The following is a 21,869-nucleotide window of genomic DNA, read 5'->3' as shown; positions in this document are numbered from 1 at the left end:
ATGACCATCGCCGTCAACGGCCGCTTCCTCATCGACTCCTTCGGCGGAGTGCGACGCTTCGCGACCGAGCTGACCCACCACCTCGCCGAGTCCCGCGACGACATCGTGCTGCTGGTTCCGGCGTCAGCCGACACCTCCAGCGTGGAGGGGATCCGCACCGAGACGGTCGGGCGCCTCGCGGGGCCCGCGTGGGAGCAGCTCGAGCTGCCGCGCTGGCTGCGGCGGCACGGATCGCCACTGCTGCTCAACCTGGCGAACATCGCGCCGATGACGTACCGCCACCAGATCACCGTTCTGCACGACATCGCCCCCGCCATCCGCCCGCAGGACTTCACGCTTCCGTTCCGCCTCCAGTGGCAGCTCGCGGTCCGTTTCGGCATGCTCCGTCGCGGGCAGCGCCTCGTCACCGTCAGCCACGCCTCGCAGCGAGAGATCGCCGAGCGGTTCGGGGTGGACCCCACCGCGATCGAGGTCGTCTACGAGGGGGCGGACAGCCTGCCGCTCATTCCGCGGCAGACGCCGCCCGGCGAGCGCCGCACGCGCGTGGTCGCCTTCGGACGCCACGGGGCCGCCAAGAACACCCGCGCCGTGATCGACGCCCTCGCCCTCCTGCCCGCGTCATCCGACGTCGACGTGGAGTTCGTGGGCAACCTCGACCCCGAGCTGGAGCCCCACGCCGCGTCTCGGGGCGTTGCGCCGGCGAGGATCCGATGGACCGGCCCGGTGAGCGACGACGAGCTCGCGGCCGCCTTCGCCCGGGCGGACGCGTTCGTGTGGCCGTCGCTGCACGAGGGCTTCGGGCTGCCTCCCCTCGAGGCGCAGCGACTGGGTGCTCCGGTCCTGGCATCCGACATCCCCATCAACCGTGAGATCCTCGGCGATTCCGCGCGGTACTTCGCGCCCACGCAGCCGGAGGAACTGGCATCCCTCCTCTCGGAGATCTCCGACTCCCCCGCGCTTCGCGAGACCCTGTCGGAGGCGAGCCTCGCCAACGCGGAACGCTTCACATGGGATGCCACGACCACCGACTGGAACCGGATCATCGACCGCGAGGCGCGCTGATTCCCGCACCGGGCTCCCCGACAGGCAGAATCGTCTGGTGAACATCGGATTCGTCGTGACGACCCTGGGTCGCTTGGACCCCCTCCGCGCCCTCCTCACCTCCCTCGAGGGGCAGCTGCGCGACGGCGACCACGTCGTCCTCGTCGCGCAGGGGGCGCAGGACGAGGTCGCGGCCCTCGCCGCGGAGTTCGCCGAGCGCGGCGTCGCCGTGTCGGCCACGACCTCCGGACGGGGTGCGTCCCTCGGCCGCAACACCGGGGTGGCGGCCCTCCCCGCCGGTGAAGCCATCGTGACCTTCCCGAACGACAACACGACCTACCCGGCGGGAACCGTGGCCGCCCTGCACGACGCCGTCGACGACGCAACCTTCCGCGCCGGGGGGTTCACCTCGTGGGACGAGCGCGGCCCCAAGACGACGCTGCCCGAGCCGGGCACCCCTCTCGACAAGTACAACGTGTGGTCGGTGATCGAGATGGGGATCCTGATGCGTCGGTCCCTCTTCGACGCCGTCGGCGGTTTCGACGAGCGGATGGGACCGGGGGCCTCGACACCGTGGCAGGTCGCCGAAGGAACCGACCTTCTGCTGCGCGCCCTGGCGCACGAGCCGGGTCTCGTCCGCGACTTCCGATGGCTGCCGGCATCCGTCCACGTCGACGGGATCTCGACGGGATTCGGTCTCGGGGCAGCCGAGCGTCGCCGCAAGCTCCGCGCCTACGGTCGCGGCACGGGCCGTGCGTTCGCCGTGCACGGCTACCCCCTGTGGTGGCGGGCGGCGTTCACCGGCGCTGGTCTGCTCTACGGCGTCCGCAACCCCCGGCCGATCACTGTCCTGGACGGCTGGCCCATGTTCGTAGGGCGTCTCGAGGGCGCGCTGGGGAGGACGTTCGGGCAGGCCCGGATGGTGTCGACCACCCGCTGATCGGGTCCTTCCCCGGGCACCGCCGACCCCCGCTGATAGGGTGGGGAAGTGTCATCCAGAGTTCTGATCACCGGCGGAGCCGGCTTCATCGGGTCCCATTTGTCGGAACGCCTCCTCGCCGAGGGCAACGAGGTCATCTGCGTCGACAACTTCTTCACGGGTTCCCGCCGCAACGTCGAGCACCTCTTCGACAACCCGCGTTTCGAGCTGATGCGTCACGACGTGACCTTCCCGCTCTACGTCGAGGTCGACCAGATCTACAACCTGGCGTGCCCCGCCTCCCCCGTGCACTACCAGCACGACCCGGTGCAGACCACCAAGACGAGCGTCATGGGTGCGATCAACATGCTCGGTCTCGCCAAGCGCCTCCGTGTGCCGATCCTGCAGGCCTCGACCTCCGAGGTCTACGGCGACCCCGCCGTTCACCCGCAGACCGAGGACTACTGGGGCAACGTGAACCCCATCGGCACCCGCTCCTGCTACGACGAGGGAAAGCGCGCCGCCGAGACGCTCTTCTTCGACTACCGGCGCCAGCACGACCTGTCGATCAAGGTCATCCGCATCTTCAACACCTACGGCCCGCGCATGCACCCCAACGACGGCCGAGTCGTGTCGAACTTCATCGTGCAGGCCCTGCGCGGAGAACCGATCACCATCTACGGTGACGGCTCGCAGACGCGCTCGTTCTGCTTCGTCGACGACCTCGTCGACGGCATGGTGCGCCTGATGAACACCGACCACTCGGTGACCGGCCCGATCAACGTCGGCAACCCGGGCGAGTTCACCATGCTCGAGCTCGCGAACGCCGTGCTCGAGATCACGGGCAGCACCTCGACCATCGAACACCGGGAACTGCCTCAGGACGATCCCAAGCAGCGCCAGCCCAACATCGACCTCGCCCGTCGCGAGCTCGGCTGGGAGCCGACGATAGCCCTGCGCGCGGGCCTCGAGCGGACGGTGGAGTACTTCCGCGGGGTGCTCGCCTCTTGACGTCTGCGTCCTGACGACGAAAGAGCCGCCCGGTTCGTTCGCAGGACCGGGCGGCTCTCTCGTTCGTCGCGCGGGGTTACCGCGCGTCGAGGGTGATCCAGTCAGGCCCCAGCAGGTCGGCCTTCGCCGTACCGCCTGCCGTCCACGGGCGCGGCCCGATCACGATAGGCGAGGTGCCACGGTGTTCCATGAGAGTGGCGGCCCACCAGCTGAAACTCGAATTGCTCATGATCATCGCTGATCCCGACGCCATCGCCTTGATCGTGCTCCAGATCCCCAGCGAACGGTCGTCGACGAAATCGAACTCGGCCTCGACATCAGCGAGTTCGTCGCGCACCAGGTCGACCGAGTCCGAGAACACGCGCACGGGCAGGCGGAGGCCCAAATAGTCGAGCAGGCGGAGCGCACGGCGTGCGTATCCCACGGAGGCGATGAACTGACGATCCGACGGTACGGCGAGGTAATCGCCTCGCCGCAGGTGCAGCGTGATCGCCGGCTCACTCCGCATGCGTTGAAGAGTCGCAGCTTCGACGTCGGTCTCGGGCATGCCCACCATCGCCTCGAGCAGGCGGGGTCCCACGGTCGGGAAGTACCGCGGCGACTGGAAATATCCGACGAGGGTCGTCCCCGGACGAACGGATTGAATAGACGGGGAGTATCGATCGGCGTCGCGTTCGAGATGAATACGACCCAGTCGCGTCGGGAACGGCAACACGCGCTCCGACGATATGCGCACCGACCTCCAGCTCTCGCCAGGATCGAGAACCCGTGCCGGGGTGGGCAGAGCGTCCAGCTCGAACCCACGGGTCCCCGTAACGCCGAAGTGGGAACGGTCCAGGAGCAAAGGAACCCCGAGGCGCTCCGCCTGTTCCCATGCCGCGCCGAGGATGAAGAGCTGGTTGCCCAGGCCTCCGGCGATATACCCGGTGATGCCTTCGCGACGGCGGTTCATCTAATACTCCGATCTGACGACACGCGCCTGAGCCTGATCATGATTGCGGCGACGAGAACGCCGCACAGCACCCACCCCAAGATGCCGAACGCCACGAGAGTGGCGCCGAGATCGGGCAGGAAGACGAAGAAGACGGCGGCCTGGACACCGACGGCCATCACGAGTGCCACCGCCGCTACGCGAGACGCGTCCGAGATGAGCTGGATGAGCAGACCCTGGAGGATGATCCAGGGGACGTACGCGGCGGCGATGGGGACGAGCAAGGGTTTCGCCCCGGCGTAGCCGCCGGACAGGATGACGTCGATCACCGGGCCACCGACGAGCCAGAACGCCAGCAGAAGGACGAGTCCCGCAGCAGCCGAGACACCGATCGACGCGAAGACACCGACGCGGGTGAGCTCCACGCTCTCCCTGTTTCGTGCGAACCGCGGCAATAGGTAGAGCGACAACGTCGACGGAAGGATGAAAGAAGCCTTCACCAGCACGGCGACCGACGCGTACTCCCCCGCGAGAACGGGAGGAGCGAGAACGCGGAGGAAGAACACATCAGCGCTCGTCAACCACGCCAGGGCGATCGTGATCACCATGATCGTCGCGCCATCGGCGGTGAAGATCGTTCGACGCGGGGCCGGAGTCCGTCGGGCCGTGATCGCCGCCCCCACCGTCGCCAGGCCAGTCGCCGCTACGACTGCACCCGCCGCGCCGCCCACTCCCGCGCCGAGCAGCAGCGTGGGCACAGCGATGAGGACACGCAGCACGAGGGATGCCGTCGACCATCCCACCGCCGCAGTGGCACGCCCTGCACCCTGGATGCGTCCCACGTAGGCCGCGAATAGGAAGCTGAGGGGAATGCTCAGCGCCGCCGCCACCACGATGCCCAGGCTGGATCCGAGGGCATCAGCCAGTAACGGCGAGATGGCGACGACGAGGGCGCCGCCGACGAGCCCCACGATGAGGGCGTCGACGGGCACTCGCACACCCGAGCGGACCGTCATCGAGCCACCCTCCGCAGTCTGAACCGCGACGGAGTTCTGCAGTGCCGAGCTACCGATGGCCGCCACGTTGACGATCGAAAAGAAAGCCGCGAGCAGGCCGAAATTGTCGGGTCCGATGATGCGCGCCGTCACGACTTGGAACGCGAAAGCGGCAACGGCACCCACGATGCTCGCCACACCCACCGAACCCAATGCCGTGGCGTGTGATCGAACATGCCCCCAGCGACCGGAGGAGGTCACAGCTGCCCACCGGGAGTGGCCCCGGGTTCGGCTCGCGTCGCCGGGGCCGCGGCATCGCCCACGTGGAGGCTCTGAACCCCGAGCCGCTGCGGCACGGTCGTCGAGTCGCCCAGGCTGGGAACGTCCTCGAGGACGCCCGCAGCACGCGCAGCTCGCGTGCTCGTGTCCACCCCGTCGGCTCGAGGCCAGGCGAGGGAAAGGAGGAACAAAACCGTCAGGGCGAATGCGAATGTGCCCATCACCCACAGCCCCATGGGTGAGACCGGAGCGTTCCACCACCACTCGATGTCACGGTCGAGGTTGATCCCGACGCGGTCGAGGCCGGTGACGTATCGACGCAGGTTCACGTGCAAAGCGACACTGTTCGCAACGACCAGACCGACCGCCGCAACGGTCAACTGAACGCGACCCATTCCCAGGGAGGAGCGCGCGAACCCGAACACTGCAATGCCGGCGAACATGACGATCAAGGGGAAGACGTACCGGGGCTGCACCCCGTTACCGACGACGACGCCGTCATGCATGAGGATGTAGAGCGGGACAGCAATGACACCCGCGCCGACCCCCGCGAGAGCCAACCATTTGCGGGCATCGCCGAGTCGCAGCCCCCAGAACACCACGCCGGCGAACACCGTCAGCGCCGTCACCCAGACGATTCCAGGCATGTAGGTGTCGAGCCATCCCAGTCCCCACGTGCCGAGGAATCCTGCGAGAAGTTGCGGCAGCGCCTTCAGATTGATGAACAGCAGCTCGGAGAATGTGTAGGTGTCGTTCTTCACCACCGTGGCCCCGCCCACCACGGCCGACTGTCCCGCGGTGAAGAAGAGGGCCGCCGCGACGACCACCAGGCCGACCGGCAGTAGGAGATCGCGCACATAGCGGCGGTCGCGCCGGAATGCGATCACGGCTCCCGCGATGAGCGCCAGCACCGAGTACGCGGCCGAGTCACCACGAGCGCCCGCGCCGATGACGACGAGAAGGACCGTGAGGACGCCGGCGCCCGCCTTTCGCCAGCCCGACTGAACGAAGAATGCCCACACCGCGAGCCAGAGCCCGGATGCGGAGATGACCGCCCACGAGCTGGGATTGACACTCGCCACGATGAACACGCCGAGAGGTACGGAGGTGACCAGAGCGCCCCACACGAGAGCCCGTCGCCCCGCACGGGGTACGAGGACGAAGAGGAGAGCGAGGATGCCGACGTAGAGCACGGAGTTCACCGCGCGAATGGTGACGACGGCGACGGAGAGATCGTGCCCGGCGAAGGCGTGCATCACCGCGTAGTAGACCGGTGGATACGCTTCACCATTCCAGTTGCCACGGGTACTGAGCTTGTCCGACTCGGCGTCGAGTCGGCAGTTCGCCGCCTTATCGGGATCGAAGGCGAAGCAACTGGAGGCTTCGAGCACATCAGCCGGGAGCGCCCGCTCCGACGGGACTCCGGTCTGCTCGCAGAGATCCGTCGAATCGGTCGTTCCGCACCAGATGCTGGCCATGTGGTAGTCGTCGTCGGGGCTGGACCCCGGAGGCGACGACACGGCCCATGCCAGCAACGCGATCAGCGCGGCAACGACGACGATGACCGGGCGAACGGCGCGGCTCAGACGGCGGAGTCTCATGGATCCAGGCTCCTCGAGGGAATGAAAGCGGGAGAAGAAGGGCAAGAAAGGGGCGGCGCCGGCGGCACGGCTAGTCTGGGTATGTGTCTCCCTGCCCCGCTTCATGTTATCCGGCACGGTGCTCTGGACCTGAGCGTGCCGTGACCCTCGGGGGTGACGGCAGCTGATGAGCTCTGACCTCAACTCGCCGGAGCTGAGCGTGGTGATCCCCTCGTACAATTCCGCCCCGTGGCTGCCGAGCACTCTCGACACCCTACGGACGGCGATCGATCGTGCAGCCATCAGCGCCGAGGTGATCGTCGTCGACGACGGCTCCACGGACGACACGGTCGAGGTTCTGCGCGGCTGGCACGACGACACCGTCGCCCCCGTGCGGGTTCTCTCCCAGCCGAACACCGGCCGATTCGCGGCCCGGCGCGTCGGCCTCGAGGCCTCCTCCGCCTCGATCGTCATGCTCCTGGACTCACGCGTCCTGATCGATGCCAACAGCCTTGTACGCATCTGGGCTGAGGCACAGCAGGGCGTACGCGTTTGGAACGCCCACATCGAAACCGATCCCGACGCACCCCTGGTCGGTCGATTCTGGGACGTTCCGACGCGACTGTTCTGGGGGGACTACCTTCGCCGTCCGCGGGCGATGACCTTGACCTCCGAGAACTTCGACACCGCGCCCAAGGGGACGACCCTCCTGCTCGCTCCTCGCGATGTGCTCTCCGAGGCGTTCCGCCAGGCTGCTCCCACCGTCGCCTCACCGCTGGTGTCCGATGACACCAAGATCTTGCGGTGGGTCGCCGAGAATCACGGCATCCAAATCGATCCGCGCTTCACGGCGGTCTATCGACCACGGACGACCGTGACGGGATTCCTGCGACACGCCAGAGATCGTGGGACGCTCTTCGTCGATTCCTACGCGGGGACGACACCTGCTCGATCGGCGATCCTCGTCGGTTTGGCCGCCGCCCCACCGGCCGTCTTCGCACTTCTCGTCGCGCTCGTCATGAAACGGAAAGCACCCTGCGCACTGGCAGTCGTGGCCGCGGGCGGTCTCGCCGCTGCGGCGCCCGCGATCGTCGCCGCGGCCCAGCGGGCGCCGCGACGCGCAGTACTGGCTTACCTCACCTACATCGTCCCCTTCGCCGGTCCCTTCTGGGCGGGGATCGTCCGCGGCATCGTGGTACATCGCTCCGCCTTCTCGCCTTCGTCGAAAGAACCGACCCCATGATCGTCTTCATCTACGGAACCACCGCCGAGGCAATCAAGCTGGCGCCTGTGATGCGTCGACTCGACGCCCGCGGCATCGAGTACCAGCAGTGGGTGACCTTCCAGCACACTGAGGCGCTTCGCACGGCGATGCCGCAGCTCGGCCTGCGGGCTCCCGATCGCGTGATCGCGGACGGCTGGAGAGGGAAACCCCTGAAGAAGCCGATCCAGATGGTCGGCTGGATGACGACGGTCGGCCTGTGGACGCTCAAGAACCTCGGGTCGTTGCGCCGAGCGCCTCGTCCGAGCATCGTCCTTGTCCACGGAGACACCATGACGACGGTGCTCGGCACCTTCATCGGACGGCTTGCCGGACTACCCGTCGCTCACGTCGAGGCGGGATTGCGCTCGGGCGATTGGAGGCACCCTTTCCCCGAGGAGCTGGACCGCCGGATCGTCGGCCGACTGGCCGAGGTTCACTATGCACCGACCGACGAAACGGCGTCGAATCTGTCCGCCCGACGCAACGTCATCGTGACCCATGGCAACACGGTCAAGGACGCCGTCCGGGACAGCGCAGCAAAGCGCCCGACAGAGCCTCGCGGCCATGACGCTGAGGAGCCGTACGGCCTCGTGCTCCTCCATCGTTTCGAGTTCATCTCCAACGTGGCGCTCGTAAGGGACACGCTTCAAACGCTCAACGACCACAGCCCGGTCGCCCTACAGGTCGTCGTCGACTCTTATTCACGCGACGCTATCGAGAGCGTCATCGAGCAAATGGGGCTGGACCGCCTCAGCACAGCTCCGAAGCTTGAACACGCCGCCTTCGTCGAGCGCCTCCAGAACGCGCATCTCGTCGTGACCGACTCGGGCGGTGTGCAGGAGGAGACAGCGGTGTTCGGCATCCCGACGCTCATCCACCGGATGGCGACCGAGCGGAACGAGGGCTTGGGAACCAGCGCTCTGCTCTCCCGCTGGGATCAGGACATCGTGCGCCGCTTCCTGCAAGAAGCCGACACCCACCGTGCCGGGAACGACGAGGCCACGGCGTCACCCTCCGACATCATCGTCGAAGACCTCCTCGCGCGCGGGTACGGCTCTCCCGCCTGAGGATTCCGATTGTCAGCGATGTCACCTCGCTGAACGGATCTCAGGACACAGGTGGTCCGTCGCGATCCTCGGCTTCTCCCGAAGGGGAGGCCGAGGCTTCATCTATCGACGCCTGAAGCCGCTCGACCTCTGCCCGGAGGATCGCCACCTCTTCGGCCACCCGTCGGATTTCTTCCTCAGCCCGCGAAAGCTCCCAGGACAGATGCAGTGTCACGCCGATCAGAAGGGCGACGGCGAGGGCGAAAAGCAGGTTCGACGGGACGATCACGCCCAGCAGTCCCGCGAGCGCCCCGAGGAGATCGGGGAATAGCGCCAACACGAGCATGGCCGCGCCGATGAGCAACCACATGACCGCGTACTTCTCGCGAAGGTGGCGCCGCATGAGCATCGTCACGATCAGAGCGAGGATGATGAGGGCGAAAGCGATTCCCACGGGGACGATCATGCGCGCGGTCTCCGTCGTAGCGCGCCGCGCATGAGCGCGAGCGAGATGGCGAACACGGATCGCACCAGGTAGACGGTAGATCCGATGACGTTTTGACTCGGTTTTCCGTGCATGCGCGGTCGCATTGCGACCGGGACCTGGGTCACGGTGAGACCCGAGTGCACCGCCTCGACGAGAGAGTCGAGCGTGTCGCCGAGGTACTCCGCCGGGTAGTAGCGGACGTATTGCCGGATCGCCCGCTGGTTCGCGGCACGGAACCCACTGGTCACGTCGGTCAGGCGCACTCCGGCGACACGGGAGACGACGAAGGCAAGAAAGACCATCGCCCACTTGCGCGGGCCGCGGACCGAATAGTCGCCCACGTCTGCAAAGCGCGCGCCGATCGAGATATCGGCGCGCTCCAAGCCATCGAGGACCAGCCGGATGTGCTCCGGGTTGTGCTGACCATCCGCGTCCACTTGGATAGCACGGCGGTAGCCGCGTCGGTCGGCGAATGTGAAGCCGGTGCGCATCGCACCGCCGACACCGAGGTTGAACGGGAGGACGAGTACTTCGGCACCCGCCTCCTGGGCTGCGGAAGCCGTTCCGTCGACGGATCCATCATCGATGACGATGACGTCGTACAGGGGATCGGCCGACCGGATCTCTTCCACTGTGTGCCCGACGTTTCGGACTTCATTCCACGCCGGCACCAGTACGGCGACGCGATCACCCAGTTCGGTCATAACGCCTCCAGTCTAGGGGGCGGATGCCGGGAGCTCCGGGGAGCGCGTCTCCCTCAGCCGCCTCTTCGTATACTCGGGGGATGCTGAGACGAGCCCGGGCCGTCTGGCGGCACGCCCGTTCCCTGCCCCTGCTCGCCCCCGCCTTGCGCGAGATCGACCGATTGTGGTGGGCACGGACCATTGCTGCAGCCGACGTGGTGGACCTCGATTACGTGCGCGCCCAGGGCGGGCCGCGATCGAGCCGTGCGGCGATCCGGCACTACACACGCGTGGGCTACCGCACGGACTTCGCCCTCAACCCGCTGTTCATGGAGCGTCTCGTCTCGTCGCAGCTTCCCGATGCGGGCCGCGTCCCCGCCCTGTACGCCTATCTGATCAGCGATGCAGAGGACATCGAGTTGTCCGTCGCCTGGGATGCCGTCGGCTACAGCCGACGAGTGCCCGGGTCTCGACAAGCCCAAGGCCGAGAGCTCGGGCACAGTTGGCGGGCCGCGCGCTCCTCGGGGACGATCCAGTTGGGGCGTGACTCCGACGGGGCACTCGTTGACTGGAGTTCCGCCCACCGGCAGGCACGAGAAGCGGCCGCGGGACGAGTTCAACGCGAACTCCCCCCGCTCACCGGCGACGTCGTCGTGTGCCGCTTGGCTCGAGACGAGGGGCTGCCCGCGCGTCCCCTCGACGAAGCCGTCCGCGCCGCCGACGGCCTATCTGCTGCCCTCGTCCTGGCCGTCGCGTCAGGAAGCACGGAATCGGCGTCAGCGGCGGCGCTGCTCTGTGCCGCTCGGGCGCAGACGTTCCTCATGCTCGACGATGAACTTCTCCTCGAACGTGTCGAAGACGCTGCGGTCGACGGCACGACCCTCGTCGTGCGTGGACCACACAGCGAGATCCCCGCCCAGTCGCTCATCCGGCTCGCAGAATCGGCCGCGCAAGGCCCTGTCGCTCCGCTATGGCTCGGCTGGGACGGCGCGGTGGCCTCCGCCGGACGGGGTGTACACGGTGGGCGTGCGTTTCATCTTCTGTCGGGCGCCCCCAGCGAGGACGCCGTCGCTCTCGGCCCAGAGATACACCCTTGGCGCATCGCAGGCTCGACCTTCGCCCGCCGCGTGGGAGTCGGGTCGACGGCACACCGGACTCTCACGGAACTCGTCGTTCGCGCCCCCGCCTCGGACGAAGACGTGGACCGGGATGCTTCCGGAGCCTCCGATACGGACGTTCACTCCCTCGTCGCACGGCGAGGATGGCAGGTCGCCGGCTGGGGACCGTCAGGGCCGTCGTTCGTCCGTCGGCCGACCCCCGTTTCGCTTGCGGACGGTCGACGCGTCCCGTCGCTGCGTTGGGCCCTGAAGATTGCGGCACCTCCGGGCCCCCCGGGAGAAGCCTGGGGAGACACCCATTTCGCGCGGGGCTTGGCGAATGCACTGAGACGACTGGGGCAGGAAGTAGTCATCGACGCATATGCCGCACGCCACCGGTCCACGACGAGCCTCGATGACGTGGTACTGGCGTTGCGGGGTCCGGAACCTCTCGAGCCTCAGGTCGACGCGGTGTCGTTGTTGTGGATCATCAGCCACCCGGACGAGATCGACTCGTCCGATCTGGACGGGTTCGGTGCGGTGTTCGCGGCCTCGCAGGGGTGGGCGGACGAGAGGTCAGCCGCCTGGGGCCGATCGATCACGCCGCTCCTGCAGTGCACGGACGCGCGACGGTTCCAGCCTCACGGGGTCGCCCGCACAGACCGGTTCGTCTTCGTCGGCACTGCCCGGGGTATCGCACGACCGTCGGTGGTCGAGCCCGTGCGCGCTGGGCTCCCTGTCGACGTATATGGGCCCGACTGGCGGGGTTACATCCCCTCCTCCGCCATCAAAGCGACGGGAGCGCCGAACGCGGACCTCCCCCGCCTCTACGAAGGCGCGCGGGCCGTACTGAATGATCACTGGCCCGCAATGCAGCGCCACGGTTTCGTATCCAATCGCCTCTTCGACGTGGTCGCCGCGGGCGGTCGCGCCGTCAGCGACGACGTCGCGGGGATCGACGAGCTGTTCCAGGGAGCCGTCGCCACCTATCGCTCGGTACCTGAGATGCTACGAATCCTCGAAAACGACCTGGACACGGTATTACCCGCCGGTGATCGTCTGCAGGCAATCTCTGCGTCCGTGCGCCGTGAGCATTCCTTCGACGCCCGCGCGGACACATTGCTCAGAACTGCGCTGGCTCTACGTTCCTAAAGCTCGTGGACCGAGACCGAGACGTCGGCCGTGGTTGTTCCAAGGGTCTGCTCAGGCGTCTCGATGGTGAAAGTCGCCCCGTGCGAGATGCCGTGGACTCCCCCTTCTTCGGACGCGACCGCGTTCGCGTGCACATGATACGTGCCGGCGCCGAGATGGAGGGCGTCGATCCGGAATCCAACCGTCATTCCGCCGTTTATTGTCGGAAGCGCAGTCCCCAGCAGGTCGGTGTTCGACGCGAAGACCATGTGACCCAGAGGAGTGTTGACGCTGAACCCCGCGGCCCAGTTCGAGATTGCGTGATCGGACTCGAGGGCGAGTCGAACGCCGATCGTCTCCGCGGATCGAAAGACCCGGCGCTTCTCGCCGCGGTCGTCGAGGATCTCGACGCCAGCGACGCGGATGGGGGCCCGTTCCGCGGCCTCGGCGGCGCTGGCGTCATCGCGACCCTCGAGGACGTCGCGGAGGACGCCGATCGCTTCATCGACATCGCCGTCATGAACGACCTCGCCCTTGCGGAGGACTATTCCGCGATCGCACAGCTCGGCGACTTGCTGCGCGGAATGACTCACGAGGATGATCGTGCAACCATTCGCGCGGAACTGGGCGATGCGGTCCATGCACTTTCGCTGGAAGGCCTCATCGCCGACGGCTAACACCTCGTCCACGAGCAGGATGTCGGGGTTGGTGTGGATCGCCACCGAGAAGGCGAGACGTACATACATTCCGGATGAGTAGAACTTCACCGCGGTGTCGATGAAATCCGCGATACCGCTGAACTCGACGATCTCGTCGAATCGGGCATCAATCTCCGGGCGGGTCAGACCCAGAATCGACGCGTTCAGATAGATGTTCTCGCGTCCGCTCAGGTCCGGGTGGAATCCCGCCCCCAATTCCAACAGCGCCGCCATGCGCCCGCGGGTCTTGACGGACCCCGAAGTGGGGGCCACGATTCCGCCGATGAGCTTGAGCAGGGTGCTCTTCCCCGAACCGTTCGCTCCCATCAACGCGACCGTGGTCCCCGCCTCGATGTCGAGCGATACGTCCTTCACCGCGATGAAATCTTCACGGTGGGTTTTGCCTTGCCGACCAAGATGGACGATGCGGTCCTTGAGGTTGTTGTCCCGGCGGACACGGAAACGCTTACGTACGTTATCGATGCGCACGACGACGGGGGCCTGGGTGATGCTCATTACAGCTCCTGAGCGAAGTTGCCCTGCAGACGGGTGAACACCCGATGCGAGATGAACAGGAAAACGAGTCCCACGACACCCGCCGCAAGCATTCGGAGCTCCAGTCCTGGGGGATAGTCCTGTGGAGTGCCCGCGCCCCAGAAGGCCTTGTGGAAGCCGAGGATTGCGAGGGTCAACGGGTTGGCCAGGTATATCTCGAGAACCCACGACGGCAGCGAGAAGCGATCTATGACGTCGCTCACCATGCGCCACGAGTAGACGATCGGCGAAGCCCACATCGCCAGCATGAGCACGACGTCGGTGAGGTACTGGATATCACGGAGGTAAACGTTCACCGCGCTGAGCAGCAGACCGATCGCGGTCCCATAGAGGAGTACCAAACCGAGGGCGGGGAAGAACCACAGAACCTGGATGGGCTCGGGTAGCGCTCTGAAGATCAGGGCGGCGATGACGAGGACTGCCAATTGCACGAGGAACATGAACCCCGCGCCGCCGACGCTTGCGAACGGGAAGATCTCTCGAGGGAGGTAGATCTTTTTGACCAGCCCCCCGTTCATCAGGATCGAGCCGGTGGCACCGGCCACGGTGTCATTGAAGAACTGGTACAGAGTCAGCCCGGCGAAAAGGTATATCGCGAAGTTCGGGATGCCCTCTGCAGCTCTCAAGAACTGCCCGAGCACGATGAAGTACATCAAGAACTGGATCAGCGGACGGATGACCGTCCAGAGGAATCCGAGGAAACTGTCTCGGTACCGGGCCTGAAGGTCGCGACGGACGAGCAGAAAGAGGAGATCGCGCCGGGAGTACAGCTCGCGGAGCTTCCCCCCACGGCCGGGGAAGCTCATTCCTTTCGAGTCGACCGTTGAGAACGGAAGCTCTTTCAGGGCCGCGAATCGTTCTGTTTTTTCCAAGCCTGACCATCGTCTTTCGGGAGAGCTCGATCTTACCGGGCGCCGCCTGCGTACTCTCTCACGCGGCTCACAGGAGTCTCAGCTGCGCCGCGATCCGAACCGGCGACGGACCACGTCGACAATCCGGCGCGGCCGTGCGAGGACATCGCGCACCCTCTCCCACCGGGCGACCTCACCAGGCTTGTTGTAGCGCAGGTACATCCAGAAGAAGTCCGAGGCGCGCCCCGTGCCGATCCACCCGGCCCGGTGCAGGAAGAGCGTCTTGTCCCGAAGGGAGCCTGGAAGCGTTGCCGCCATCTCGTCGACCTTGAACTCGAGGGACGTGTGGCTCAGAGCGGCGTACTCGGCAGTCAGGACCGTCCGGGTATGGAAACCCAGCTCAGCCGCCGCATAGGAGGGAAGCCGTTCGAGCACGTGGGCCAGACCACCGTCCTTGTACGCGTCCTTCCCACCGAATTCCTCGTAGCGCCATTGATGTTCGGCGAGTAGCCGGAGCGCCTTGGGGCGCGCTGCATACATCGACCCGAAGGGAGCGAGCGGCGAGACGTTGTCGATCGGTACGGCGATCCCGAGCTGCGCCGCTACCCGCTCGAAGCGTGGGCGATTGCCCCACCAGGCGTGGCCCAGGGTCCCGTGTCCGATGTGGATCATCGGCGGGTAGGCGAGCCCCAGCCCCTCCTCGCGTTGGAACAGTCCGAGGAGATTGGACGCGTAGCCGGCATTCGGAAGGAGGTTGTCGAGCTGCTGGCCCTTGAAATGCTGTCCGACGGCGTAACCCTGCTGCGGCGTCCGCTTCGTGTGCACTTTCACGATGACGTCGTACGTGTCCCCGAGGATCACGTCGCGACATGCGATGAGAAACGCACTCTGGTCGCGCCCATCATTCGAGGGCAGCACACGTACCTCGGTGCGTCGTCCGGGTCGCTTCCGAGCCCGCAGAATGTCCTCGATTTCGCGAGCACGCTGGGCGTCAGGGGTCGTGACGATCAGGTCGTAATCGCACGGCAGGAGGTCCCCTCGGTCGAGGATCTCATCGGTCATGTCGACGTAGAAGATATGGGCAACGAGCGCCACACGGAGGGGATTCGCCGGATCGTAGGATTCGGTGACGTCCGGAAGGATGTCGAGCATGCCCAGATCCGTCGTGAGGTCACGCGGAGGGGAGTTCCGAGCCAGATTGGGGAGGATGAGGTCACGCGGGTATCCGTAGGACTCGACCTTCTCCATGAGCCACTTGCCGATGGAGGCCTCGTGGTCCATCGTGATGGGCCAGAAGAAGAAGGGCTTCCGCTTGACGACGGGGCAGCCGTCGTCAAGCATCTGCTCGGCGTTGAAAATGGACGGATTCTCCGTGTCGTAGCGCTCGTGGCCGAAGGCCACCCCGTGCGTGAATCCCGCGGAGGCGAAGCGCTCGGTGAACGTCACTTCGTGGAGCGTCACCGCTTCCGTCCAGTCGTCGAGGACGGGGAGCGAGCGCCAGTACTCGCGCCATACGTCAGAGGTGAACATCCGTCGACGGACCGCGATCCAGAAGGACTGAAGATGGTACGGGATGACCTCGCCCGTCCAAGACGCGTTCTGCTCGACGCGGCGGTGATCCGTGAGACCCCAGAAATCGATCTCGGCGGCGTCCATGGAAGCGAAGACGGGAGCGAAAGGACGCACCGGACCGAACCAGGTATCGTTCGTCAGCACCACTTCGTCATAGCGCGCGATCTCGTCCCCGAGGAGGTCGAGGCCGGCCTTCTGCCCCCAGATGTCCATCCCGGTGTTCTCTCGTTCCAAGACGTCGTCCGCCACCGCCTCGAGTCGCGCGCGGGAGTCTTCGAGCAGCTCTCCGTTGACGACCGCGACAATCCGATCGGCATGCTCGCGAAGACGGGACAGCGCGTGAAGGACGAAATCATCGATGCGACCGCGGCGGTCATAAATGACGTAGACGACGGCACGTGACCCCGCCTCGGGGAAACGGTCGGAACCGGACATCAGTTTTCCTTCTTGTCGGGCCGGACGCTTCGGCGAACGACGCGCCGCGCCACCCGTGCGATCCGGCCGAAACGCGAGATGGCACGCCACCAATCCGGATGCCGGTATCGAAGCCACATGCGTGCGAAGTCCAGACCACGTCCGGATCCCACCGGCCCAGCCCGGTGAAGGAGGGAGGTGTAGCCCGCCGGGTAGCCATAGGAGGTCATCGCCATGTGATCGCCGACGTACTCGAGCGAACCGTGACTCAGGCCCGCGTGCTCGCTCGTGGCCGCCGTCCGGGTGTAGTACCCGCGCTGTCCGGCCGCGTATGCATGGAGACGAGAAAGCACGGCGCTGGTGTCGGCGTCGGTTCCCCACCGCTTGTCGGCGAGCAGCCGCACAGCGTCGGGGCGGCCCCACCACATCCCACCCACTGGTCCGTGCGGGCTCGCCCAGTCCAGAGGGACGCTGATGCCGAGTTCTTCGAGTTCTCGTTCGGCTCGATCGCGCTGGCCGATCCAGCCGTCACCGAGAGTCGACATCCCGATGTGCGGCGTCGGGGGGAAGACGAGGCCCAGCTCAGCTTCTTGGCGGAAGAGCTCCACGACGTTCGCCGTATAGCCGACGCTCGTCCCGAGGATGCAGTCCAACTGCTGACGCCGGAAGTAGCGCGCCGCGTTCTGTGAGAGACGACTATCGATCCCTGTATGAAGCGCGACGACGAGATCGATCTCTTCGGAGAACACCACGTCACGGCACTCATCGAAGACGACGGCCGTGTCGGCCAGACGCCGGCTTGTCGCCGCTCGGATCTCAAGCGGCACCGAGCCGGCCGCGGACGTGGCGTTCCAGGCGCTCTCGACGGCGGACCGTGCGGATTGCTCCGACAGCGTGAAGACCGCGCGCACGAGCCCGGGGATTCGAGCGAGCCGCTCGGCGATGTCGGGGACGACATGGGTGTCGATGACGTGGACGATCGCGAGGATACGCATCGGCTCGCGCCCCGGAGCACGCTCGACGGTGGGGAGGATCTCGAGCATCGCGCCGTTCGTGTGCACGCGCTTGGGCTGACACGTGCGGGCGAGATCGGACCACATCAGCCCCACCGGGTATCCCCGGGCAGCCATCGCGGCCGCGATGCGACGCCCGGAGATCGCGTGCTGGTCGTAGAACAACGGATATCCGTCCAGCACCTCTCGAGCGACCGCGGGGCAGCCGTCCTCGATGAGCAGATCGACGTTGAACATATCGGGATGCTCAGCAGGGTAGTCTTCGCTGGCGAAAGCCGCGCCGATGCGGAAGCCCGCGCGGGTCAGCACCTCGCTCAGATGCGACTCCGTGTTGCGCACCTCCCAACTGTGCCCCGGTCGCGTGGGGAGGTCCGACCAGAACTTGTGCCATGCGGCCGAGTCCCGGACACGACGCCGGACCGCCAGCCAATAAGTGCTCAGGCGCACCGCGCCGTCGCGGCCCTCCGAACGATCTCGATGCCGGGTGTCGCGGCGATCGGTGAGCGACCACATGTCGAGGTAACGGGTCTCCATGCGCTCGATCACGGGCCCCAGGGGGCTTACCGGGCCGAACCACCCGTCGCCTGTGAGGATGATCTCGTCGAAGGAGCGCTCCCCCGGACCCCAGGCCTTCAACGCCTTGGCGTAGGCCCACAGACCGTGGACATCTGTTCCGATGTCGACGACGCGATCGACGTATGACTCTGCGAGAGAACGCCCGTCAGCGTCGAGGCCGCCGACCGCGAGAATCAGATGGCCCACGTGATCTCGCAATGCCGACAGAGAGAGGAGGGCGGCGTCTGTGAGGCGGCCGCCGCGCGCCTGGGCGACGAAGATCGCGCCGCGCGTCCCGCCGAGGGGGAATCGGACGGGAACGGTGGTGTCACTCACCCGGTCGCACCTGCCCCTGCGCCATCGCCTTGATCAGGTAGTCGCCGTAGCCGCTCTTGGCCAGACTCTCGGCACGAGCGCGCAGCTCGTCATCGGTGAGGAACCCCATGCGCCAGGCGACTTCCTCCGGGCAGCCGATCGACAAACCCTGTCGCTTCTCGACCGTGCGGATGAACTCGGTCGCCTCGCTGAGCGAGTCGAACGTCCCGGTATCGAGCCAGGCTGTCCCGCGGGGAAGAATCTCGACTTTGAGCTTGCCCTCCATCAGGTACGCCCTGTTGACATCGGTGATCTCGAGCTCTCCTCGCGGCGAAGGCTTCAGATCGCGGGCGATGTCGACCACGGTGTTGTCATAGAAGTAGAGTCCCGGCACCGCGTAGTTGCTCTTGGGATGCTGCGGTTTCTCCTCGAGCGACACCGCCGCACCCGTTGCGTCGAATTCGACGACGCCGTATGCGGAGGGATCATCGACCCAGTAGCCGAAGACCACACCGCCGTCGAGATCGTTGTACCTTCTCAACCGCGTTCCCATTCCCTGGCCGTAGAAGATGTTGTCTCCCAGCACGAGGGCCACTGAATCGTTCCCGATGTGCTCGGCCCCGAGGACGAACGCCTGCGCGAGTCCATCGGGCGATGGCTGCTGCTTGTAGGAGATGGAGACGCCGAAGGCCGAGCCGTCTCCGAGGAGACGTTCGAATTGCCCAGCGTCTGCGGGGGTCGTGATGACCAGGATGTCGCGAATACCCGCCAGGATCAGCGTGGACAGCGGGTAATAGATCATCGGCTTGTCGTAGACAGGGACGAGCTGCTTGGAAACGCCGAGCGTGATGGGGTGCAGTCGCGACCCGGTTCCGCCCGCGAGAATGATGCCGCGCATGAGGCAAGTCTCGCCGATGTGCGTGGACTGGGCCAAACCGATGCACCGCGGAACGAACGGGCGATCCCGACTAGCCTGACTTCATGCGTCTTCTCGTCACCGGTGGGGCCGGTTTCATCGGGTCCAATTTCGTGCACCACGTCATCTCGCACACCGACCACACGGTGACCGTGTTGGACAAGCTCACCTACGCGGGTAATCGCGCTTCCCTGGCCGGACTGCCCGCTGACCGCGTCCGATTGGTCGTCGGAGACATCGCCGACGCGACCGTTGTCGACCCGCTCGTCGCCGACGTCGACGCCGTCGTGCACTACGCCGCGGAGTCGCACAATGACAACTCCCTGCACGATCCGCGGCCGTTCCTCGACACGAACATCATCGGCACGTACACCTTGCTCGAGGCCGCGCGTCGCCACGACGTGCGTTTCCACCACATCTCCACCGACGAGGTCTACGGCGACCTGGAGCTCGACGACCCGGCGCGCTTCACCGAGCAGACGCCGTACAACCCCTCCTCCCCGTACTCGTCCACCAAGGCGGGTTCCGACCTGCTCGTGCGGGCGTGGGTGCGCTCGTTCGGTGTCCGCGCCACCATCAGCAACTGCTCGAACAACTACGGGCCCTATCAGCACGTGGAGAAGTTCATCCCCCGGCAGATCACCAATGTGCTGCGGGGAATTCGCCCGAAGCTCTACGGGACCGGCGAGAACGTCCGCGACTGGATTCACGCCGACGACCACTCCTCCGCCGTCCTCTCCATCCTCGACAAGGGCGAAATCGGCGAGACTTACCTCATCGGCGCCGACGGCGAGAAGGACAACAAGAGCGTCGTCGAACTGATTCTGCAGATCACCGGTCAGCCGGCGGACGCCTACGACCTCGTCACCGACCGGCCCGGCCACGACCTCCGTTACGCGATCGACTCGAGCAAGCTGCGCACCGAGCTCGGCTGGACCCCCACCTATGGCGACTTCGAATCCGGACTCGCCGCGACCATCGAGTGGTATCGCGACAACGAGGCCTGGTGGGCGCCCGCCAAAGACGGTGTCGAGGCCTTTTACGCGAGCAAGGGTCAGTAACCGCGATGTCGATCGCCTTCGGCAAGACCCTGTCCGTGCGCGAGACGCCCATCCCGGGTCTCGTCGTCCTCGACCTTCCGGTGCACGGAGATGCACGCGGATGGTTCAAGGAGAACTGGCAACGCGAGAAGATGACCGTTGCCGGCATCGATCTGCCGGACTTCGGCCCGGTCCAGAACAACATCTCGTTCAACGACGCTGTCGGCACCACCCGCGGGATTCACGCGGAACCGTGGGACAAGTACGTCTCCGTCGCTACGGGACGTATTTTCGGCGCCTGGGTCGACCTTCGTGAGGGAGAGAGCTTCGGCGCCGTCTTCACGACCGACCTCGACCCGTCGACTGCGGTCTTCGTTCCCCGCGGAGTCGGCAACTCTTATCAGACCCTCGAAGCCGACACGGCCTACACCTACCTGGTGAACGACCACTGGTCTCCCGACGCGACGTACACGTTCCTCAACCTCGCCGATGAGACAGCCGCGATCGAGTGGCCCATCCCCCTGTCACAGGTAGAGATCAGCGCGAAGGACAAGGCGCACCCCCGTCTCGCCGACGTTGTCCCCATGCCGCCTAAGAAGATCCTCATCACCGGCGCGAACGGCCAGCTCGGCCGCGCTCTCCGCGCGGAATTCGGTGAGCACCCCTGGATCGAGTACGCGACGCGCGATGAGCTCGACCTCACGTCCCCCGATCTGGATGGCGCGCGCCGCTGGCGCGACTACGACACCATCATCAACGCCGCCGCGTTCACCAACGTGGATGCCGCAGAAACGCAGGAAGGGCGCGCCCTGGCGTGGGCCGCCAATGTGGGCGCCGTCGCGGCTCTCGCACGCGTCACATCGGCGAACGGGATTACTCTCGTTCACATCTCGAGCGACTACGTGTTCGACGGCTCCGCACCGGATCCCTACGTCGAGTCATCGGCGTTCTCGCCGCTGAGCGTCTACGGTCAGACCAAGGCCGCCGGAGACGCGATCGCGTCGACGACCCCGCGGCACTACGTTCTGCGTACCAGTTGGGTCATCGGATACGGCTCGAACTTCGTCCGGACCATGGCTTCGCTCGCGCAGAAAGGCGTCGATCCGAAGGTGGTGGACGACCAGATCGGTCGACTCACCTTCACCGACGACATCGCGTCGACGATCCGTCACCTGCTCCGGACCGGCGCACCCTTCGGAACATACAACGTGACCGGTTCCGGCGACGCACTCTCGTGGTACGACATCGCTCGAGAAGTCTTCCGTCTCACGGGACACGACCCCGACCGCGTCGGTGCAGTGTCGACCGAACAGTACTTTTCCCACGCGCGAGGACCGGTTGCGCCGCGCCCCCGCAACAGCGTCCTGGACTTGAAACGCGTGCAGGCCGTCGGGGTCGAGACCCCGTCCAGCCTCGACGCCCTCGCCCTTTATCTCCGGACCTCAGCGGCCCGAGCGGTCTGAACGCAGACGCGAA

General features: G+C 66.1%; 18 protein-coding genes. 8 read left to right on the top strand and 10 right to left on the bottom strand.

What is annotated here, in order from left to right; all coding sequences use genetic code 11:
* From ASE56_RS07465 to ASE56_RS07455, 3 genes are read left to right on the top strand one after another with little or no spacing between them, the layout of a single operon-like run.
* Positions 1-1,062, top strand: coding sequence for a glycosyltransferase family 1 protein (locus ASE56_RS07465; RefSeq protein WP_056226827.1), 1,062 nt, complete (start codon positions 1-3; stop codon positions 1,060-1,062).
* Between the two features lie 37 nt (positions 1,063-1,099).
* Positions 1,100-1,981: a glycosyltransferase family 2 protein gene (locus ASE56_RS07460; protein WP_056226825.1), complete on the top strand. Its 882-nt coding sequence runs from the start codon at positions 1,100-1,102 to the stop codon at positions 1,979-1,981.
* Between the two features lie 48 nt (positions 1,982-2,029).
* Positions 2,030-2,971 carry a UDP-glucuronic acid decarboxylase family protein gene (locus ASE56_RS07455; protein ID WP_056226823.1) on the top strand — a complete coding sequence of 314 codons (942 nt, stop codon included), beginning with the start codon at positions 2,030-2,032 and terminating at the stop codon, positions 2,969-2,971.
* 76 nt (positions 2,972-3,047) lie between these two features.
* Here the strand turns inward: ASE56_RS07455 and ASE56_RS16545 are convergent, their stop codons facing one another.
* The 3 genes from ASE56_RS16545 to ASE56_RS07440 all read right to left on the bottom strand — a co-directional run bounded on the left by ASE56_RS16545 (position 3,048) and on the right by ASE56_RS07440 (position 6,777).
* A complete protein-coding gene (locus ASE56_RS16545; RefSeq protein WP_082450347.1) occupies positions 3,048-3,923 on the bottom strand; it encodes an alpha-1,2-fucosyltransferase in 876 nt (291 codons plus the stop codon).
* On the bottom strand, positions 3,920-5,083 hold the full coding sequence (locus tag ASE56_RS07445) for a lipopolysaccharide biosynthesis protein (RefSeq protein WP_162234498.1): 1,164 nt from the start codon (positions 5,081-5,083) through the stop codon (positions 3,920-3,922). The genes ASE56_RS16545 and ASE56_RS07445 overlap by 4 nt, the downstream gene beginning before the upstream one ends.
* A 71-nt stretch (positions 5,084-5,154) precedes the next feature.
* Positions 5,155-6,777 (bottom strand): DUF2142 domain-containing protein, encoded by a 1,623-nt coding sequence (locus ASE56_RS07440; RefSeq protein WP_056226816.1) that lies wholly within the window; start codon positions 6,775-6,777, stop codon positions 5,155-5,157.
* A gap of 166 nt (positions 6,778-6,943) precedes the next feature.
* Between ASE56_RS07440 and ASE56_RS07435 the strand changes: the two genes are divergently transcribed.
* Positions 6,944-7,999: a glycosyltransferase family 2 protein gene (locus tag ASE56_RS07435; protein ID WP_056226814.1), complete on the top strand. Its 1,056-nt coding sequence runs from the start codon at positions 6,944-6,946 to the stop codon at positions 7,997-7,999.
* The gene (locus ASE56_RS07430; RefSeq protein WP_056226811.1) at positions 7,996-9,087 is read left to right on the top strand and encodes a UDP-N-acetylglucosamine 2-epimerase; all 1,092 of its coding nucleotides are present in this window, start codon (positions 7,996-7,998) and stop codon (positions 9,085-9,087) included. Before ASE56_RS07435 ends, ASE56_RS07430 begins: the two co-directional genes overlap by 4 nt.
* A gap of 40 nt (positions 9,088-9,127) precedes the next feature.
* Here the strand turns inward: ASE56_RS07430 and ASE56_RS07425 are convergent, their stop codons facing one another.
* Together ASE56_RS07425 and ASE56_RS07420 are read right to left on the bottom strand one after the other, a co-directional pair.
* On the bottom strand, positions 9,128-9,532 hold the full coding sequence (locus ASE56_RS07425) for a DUF2304 domain-containing protein (RefSeq protein ID WP_056226810.1): 405 nt from the start codon (positions 9,530-9,532) through the stop codon (positions 9,128-9,130).
* Positions 9,529-10,257 carry a glycosyltransferase family 2 protein gene (locus ASE56_RS07420; RefSeq protein WP_056226808.1) on the bottom strand — a complete coding sequence of 243 codons (729 nt, stop codon included), beginning with the start codon at positions 10,255-10,257 and terminating at the stop codon, positions 9,529-9,531. The genes ASE56_RS07425 and ASE56_RS07420 overlap by 4 nt, the downstream gene beginning before the upstream one ends.
* Before the next feature lie 80 nt (positions 10,258-10,337).
* Between ASE56_RS07420 and ASE56_RS16900 the strand changes: the two genes are divergently transcribed.
* Positions 10,338-12,485, top strand: a complete 2,148-nt coding sequence (locus tag ASE56_RS16900; protein WP_162234497.1) for a glycosyltransferase — start codon at positions 10,338-10,340, stop codon at positions 12,483-12,485.
* On the opposite strand, the gene ASE56_RS07410 is transcribed toward ASE56_RS16900, so the two are convergent.
* From ASE56_RS07410 to rfbA, 5 genes are all read right to left on the bottom strand, one after another.
* Positions 12,482-13,678 carry an ABC transporter ATP-binding protein gene (locus tag ASE56_RS07410; RefSeq protein WP_056226804.1) on the bottom strand — a complete coding sequence of 399 codons (1,197 nt, stop codon included), beginning with the start codon at positions 13,676-13,678 and terminating at the stop codon, positions 12,482-12,484. The two genes, ASE56_RS16900 and ASE56_RS07410, sit on opposite strands and share 4 nt — an antisense overlap.
* Complete coding sequence (locus tag ASE56_RS07405) at positions 13,678-14,523, bottom strand: ABC transporter permease (protein WP_056226802.1); 846 nt, start codon at positions 14,521-14,523, stop codon at positions 13,678-13,680. The genes ASE56_RS07410 and ASE56_RS07405 overlap by 1 nt, the downstream gene beginning before the upstream one ends.
* 144 nt (positions 14,524-14,667) lie before the next feature.
* Positions 14,668-16,692: a rhamnan synthesis F family protein gene (locus tag ASE56_RS07400; RefSeq protein ID WP_156371629.1), complete on the bottom strand. Its 2,025-nt coding sequence runs from the start codon at positions 16,690-16,692 to the stop codon at positions 14,668-14,670.
* Positions 16,575-18,458, bottom strand: a complete 1,884-nt coding sequence (locus ASE56_RS07395; RefSeq protein ID WP_056226797.1) for a rhamnan synthesis F family protein — start codon at positions 18,456-18,458, stop codon at positions 16,575-16,577. The genes ASE56_RS07400 and ASE56_RS07395 overlap by 118 nt, the downstream gene beginning before the upstream one ends.
* The gene (rfbA, locus tag ASE56_RS07390) at positions 18,451-19,335 is read right to left on the bottom strand and encodes a glucose-1-phosphate thymidylyltransferase RfbA (RefSeq protein WP_056226795.1); all 885 of its coding nucleotides are present in this window, start codon (positions 19,333-19,335) and stop codon (positions 18,451-18,453) included. The genes ASE56_RS07395 and rfbA overlap by 8 nt, the downstream gene beginning before the upstream one ends.
* A gap of 83 nt (positions 19,336-19,418) precedes the next feature.
* Between rfbA and rfbB the strand changes: the two genes are divergently transcribed.
* Both rfbB and ASE56_RS07380 read left to right on the top strand, forming a co-directional pair.
* The gene (rfbB, locus tag ASE56_RS07385) at positions 19,419-20,414 is read left to right on the top strand and encodes a dTDP-glucose 4,6-dehydratase (RefSeq protein WP_056226794.1); all 996 of its coding nucleotides are present in this window, start codon (positions 19,419-19,421) and stop codon (positions 20,412-20,414) included.
* Between the two features lie 5 nt (positions 20,415-20,419).
* Entirely contained in the window at positions 20,420-21,856 is a 1,437-nt protein-coding gene (locus ASE56_RS07380) for a bifunctional dTDP-4-dehydrorhamnose 3,5-epimerase family protein/NAD(P)-dependent oxidoreductase (RefSeq protein WP_056226792.1), read from the top strand.
* Positions 21,857-21,869 lie beyond the last annotated feature (13 nt).

Source organism: Microbacterium sp. Leaf203, assembly GCF_001421275.1.
GTDB lineage: Bacteria > Actinomycetota > Actinomycetes > Actinomycetales > Microbacteriaceae > Microbacterium > Microbacterium testaceum_A.
This window is presented reverse-complemented; position numbering and strand designations above follow the sequence as displayed.

Excerpts from the sequence above, each read along its gene's own strand:
- ASE56_RS07465 (WP_056226827.1), top strand. The coding sequence starts at position 1 with ATGACCATCGCCGTCAACGGCCGCTTCCTCATCGACTCCTTCGGCGGA.
- ASE56_RS16545 (WP_082450347.1), bottom strand. The coding sequence starts at position 3,923 with ATGAACCGCCGTCGCGAAGGCATCACCGGGTATATCGCCGGAGGCCTG.
- ASE56_RS07440 (WP_056226816.1), bottom strand. The coding sequence starts at position 6,777 with ATGAGACTCCGCCGTCTGAGCCGCGCCGTTCGCCCGGTCATCGTCGTC.
- ASE56_RS07435 (WP_056226814.1), top strand. The coding sequence starts at position 6,944 with ATGAGCTCTGACCTCAACTCGCCGGAGCTGAGCGTGGTGATCCCCTCG.
- ASE56_RS07430 (WP_056226811.1), top strand. The coding sequence starts at position 7,996 with ATGATCGTCTTCATCTACGGAACCACCGCCGAGGCAATCAAGCTGGCG.
- ASE56_RS07425 (WP_056226810.1), bottom strand. The coding sequence starts at position 9,532 with ATGATCGTCCCCGTGGGAATCGCTTTCGCCCTCATCATCCTCGCTCTG.
- ASE56_RS07420 (WP_056226808.1), bottom strand. The coding sequence starts at position 10,257 with ATGACCGAACTGGGTGATCGCGTCGCCGTACTGGTGCCGGCGTGGAAT.
- ASE56_RS16900 (WP_162234497.1), top strand. The coding sequence starts at position 10,338 with ATGCTGAGACGAGCCCGGGCCGTCTGGCGGCACGCCCGTTCCCTGCCC.
- ASE56_RS07410 (WP_056226804.1), bottom strand. The coding sequence starts at position 13,678 with ATGAGCATCACCCAGGCCCCCGTCGTCGTGCGCATCGATAACGTACGT.
- ASE56_RS07405 (WP_056226802.1), bottom strand. The coding sequence starts at position 14,523 with ATGAGCTTCCCCGGCCGTGGGGGGAAGCTCCGCGAGCTGTACTCCCGG.
- rfbA (WP_056226795.1), bottom strand. The coding sequence starts at position 19,335 with ATGCGCGGCATCATTCTCGCGGGCGGAACCGGGTCGCGACTGCACCCC.
- rfbB (WP_056226794.1), top strand. The coding sequence starts at position 19,419 with ATGCGTCTTCTCGTCACCGGTGGGGCCGGTTTCATCGGGTCCAATTTC.
- ASE56_RS07380 (WP_056226792.1), top strand. The coding sequence starts at position 20,420 with ATGTCGATCGCCTTCGGCAAGACCCTGTCCGTGCGCGAGACGCCCATC.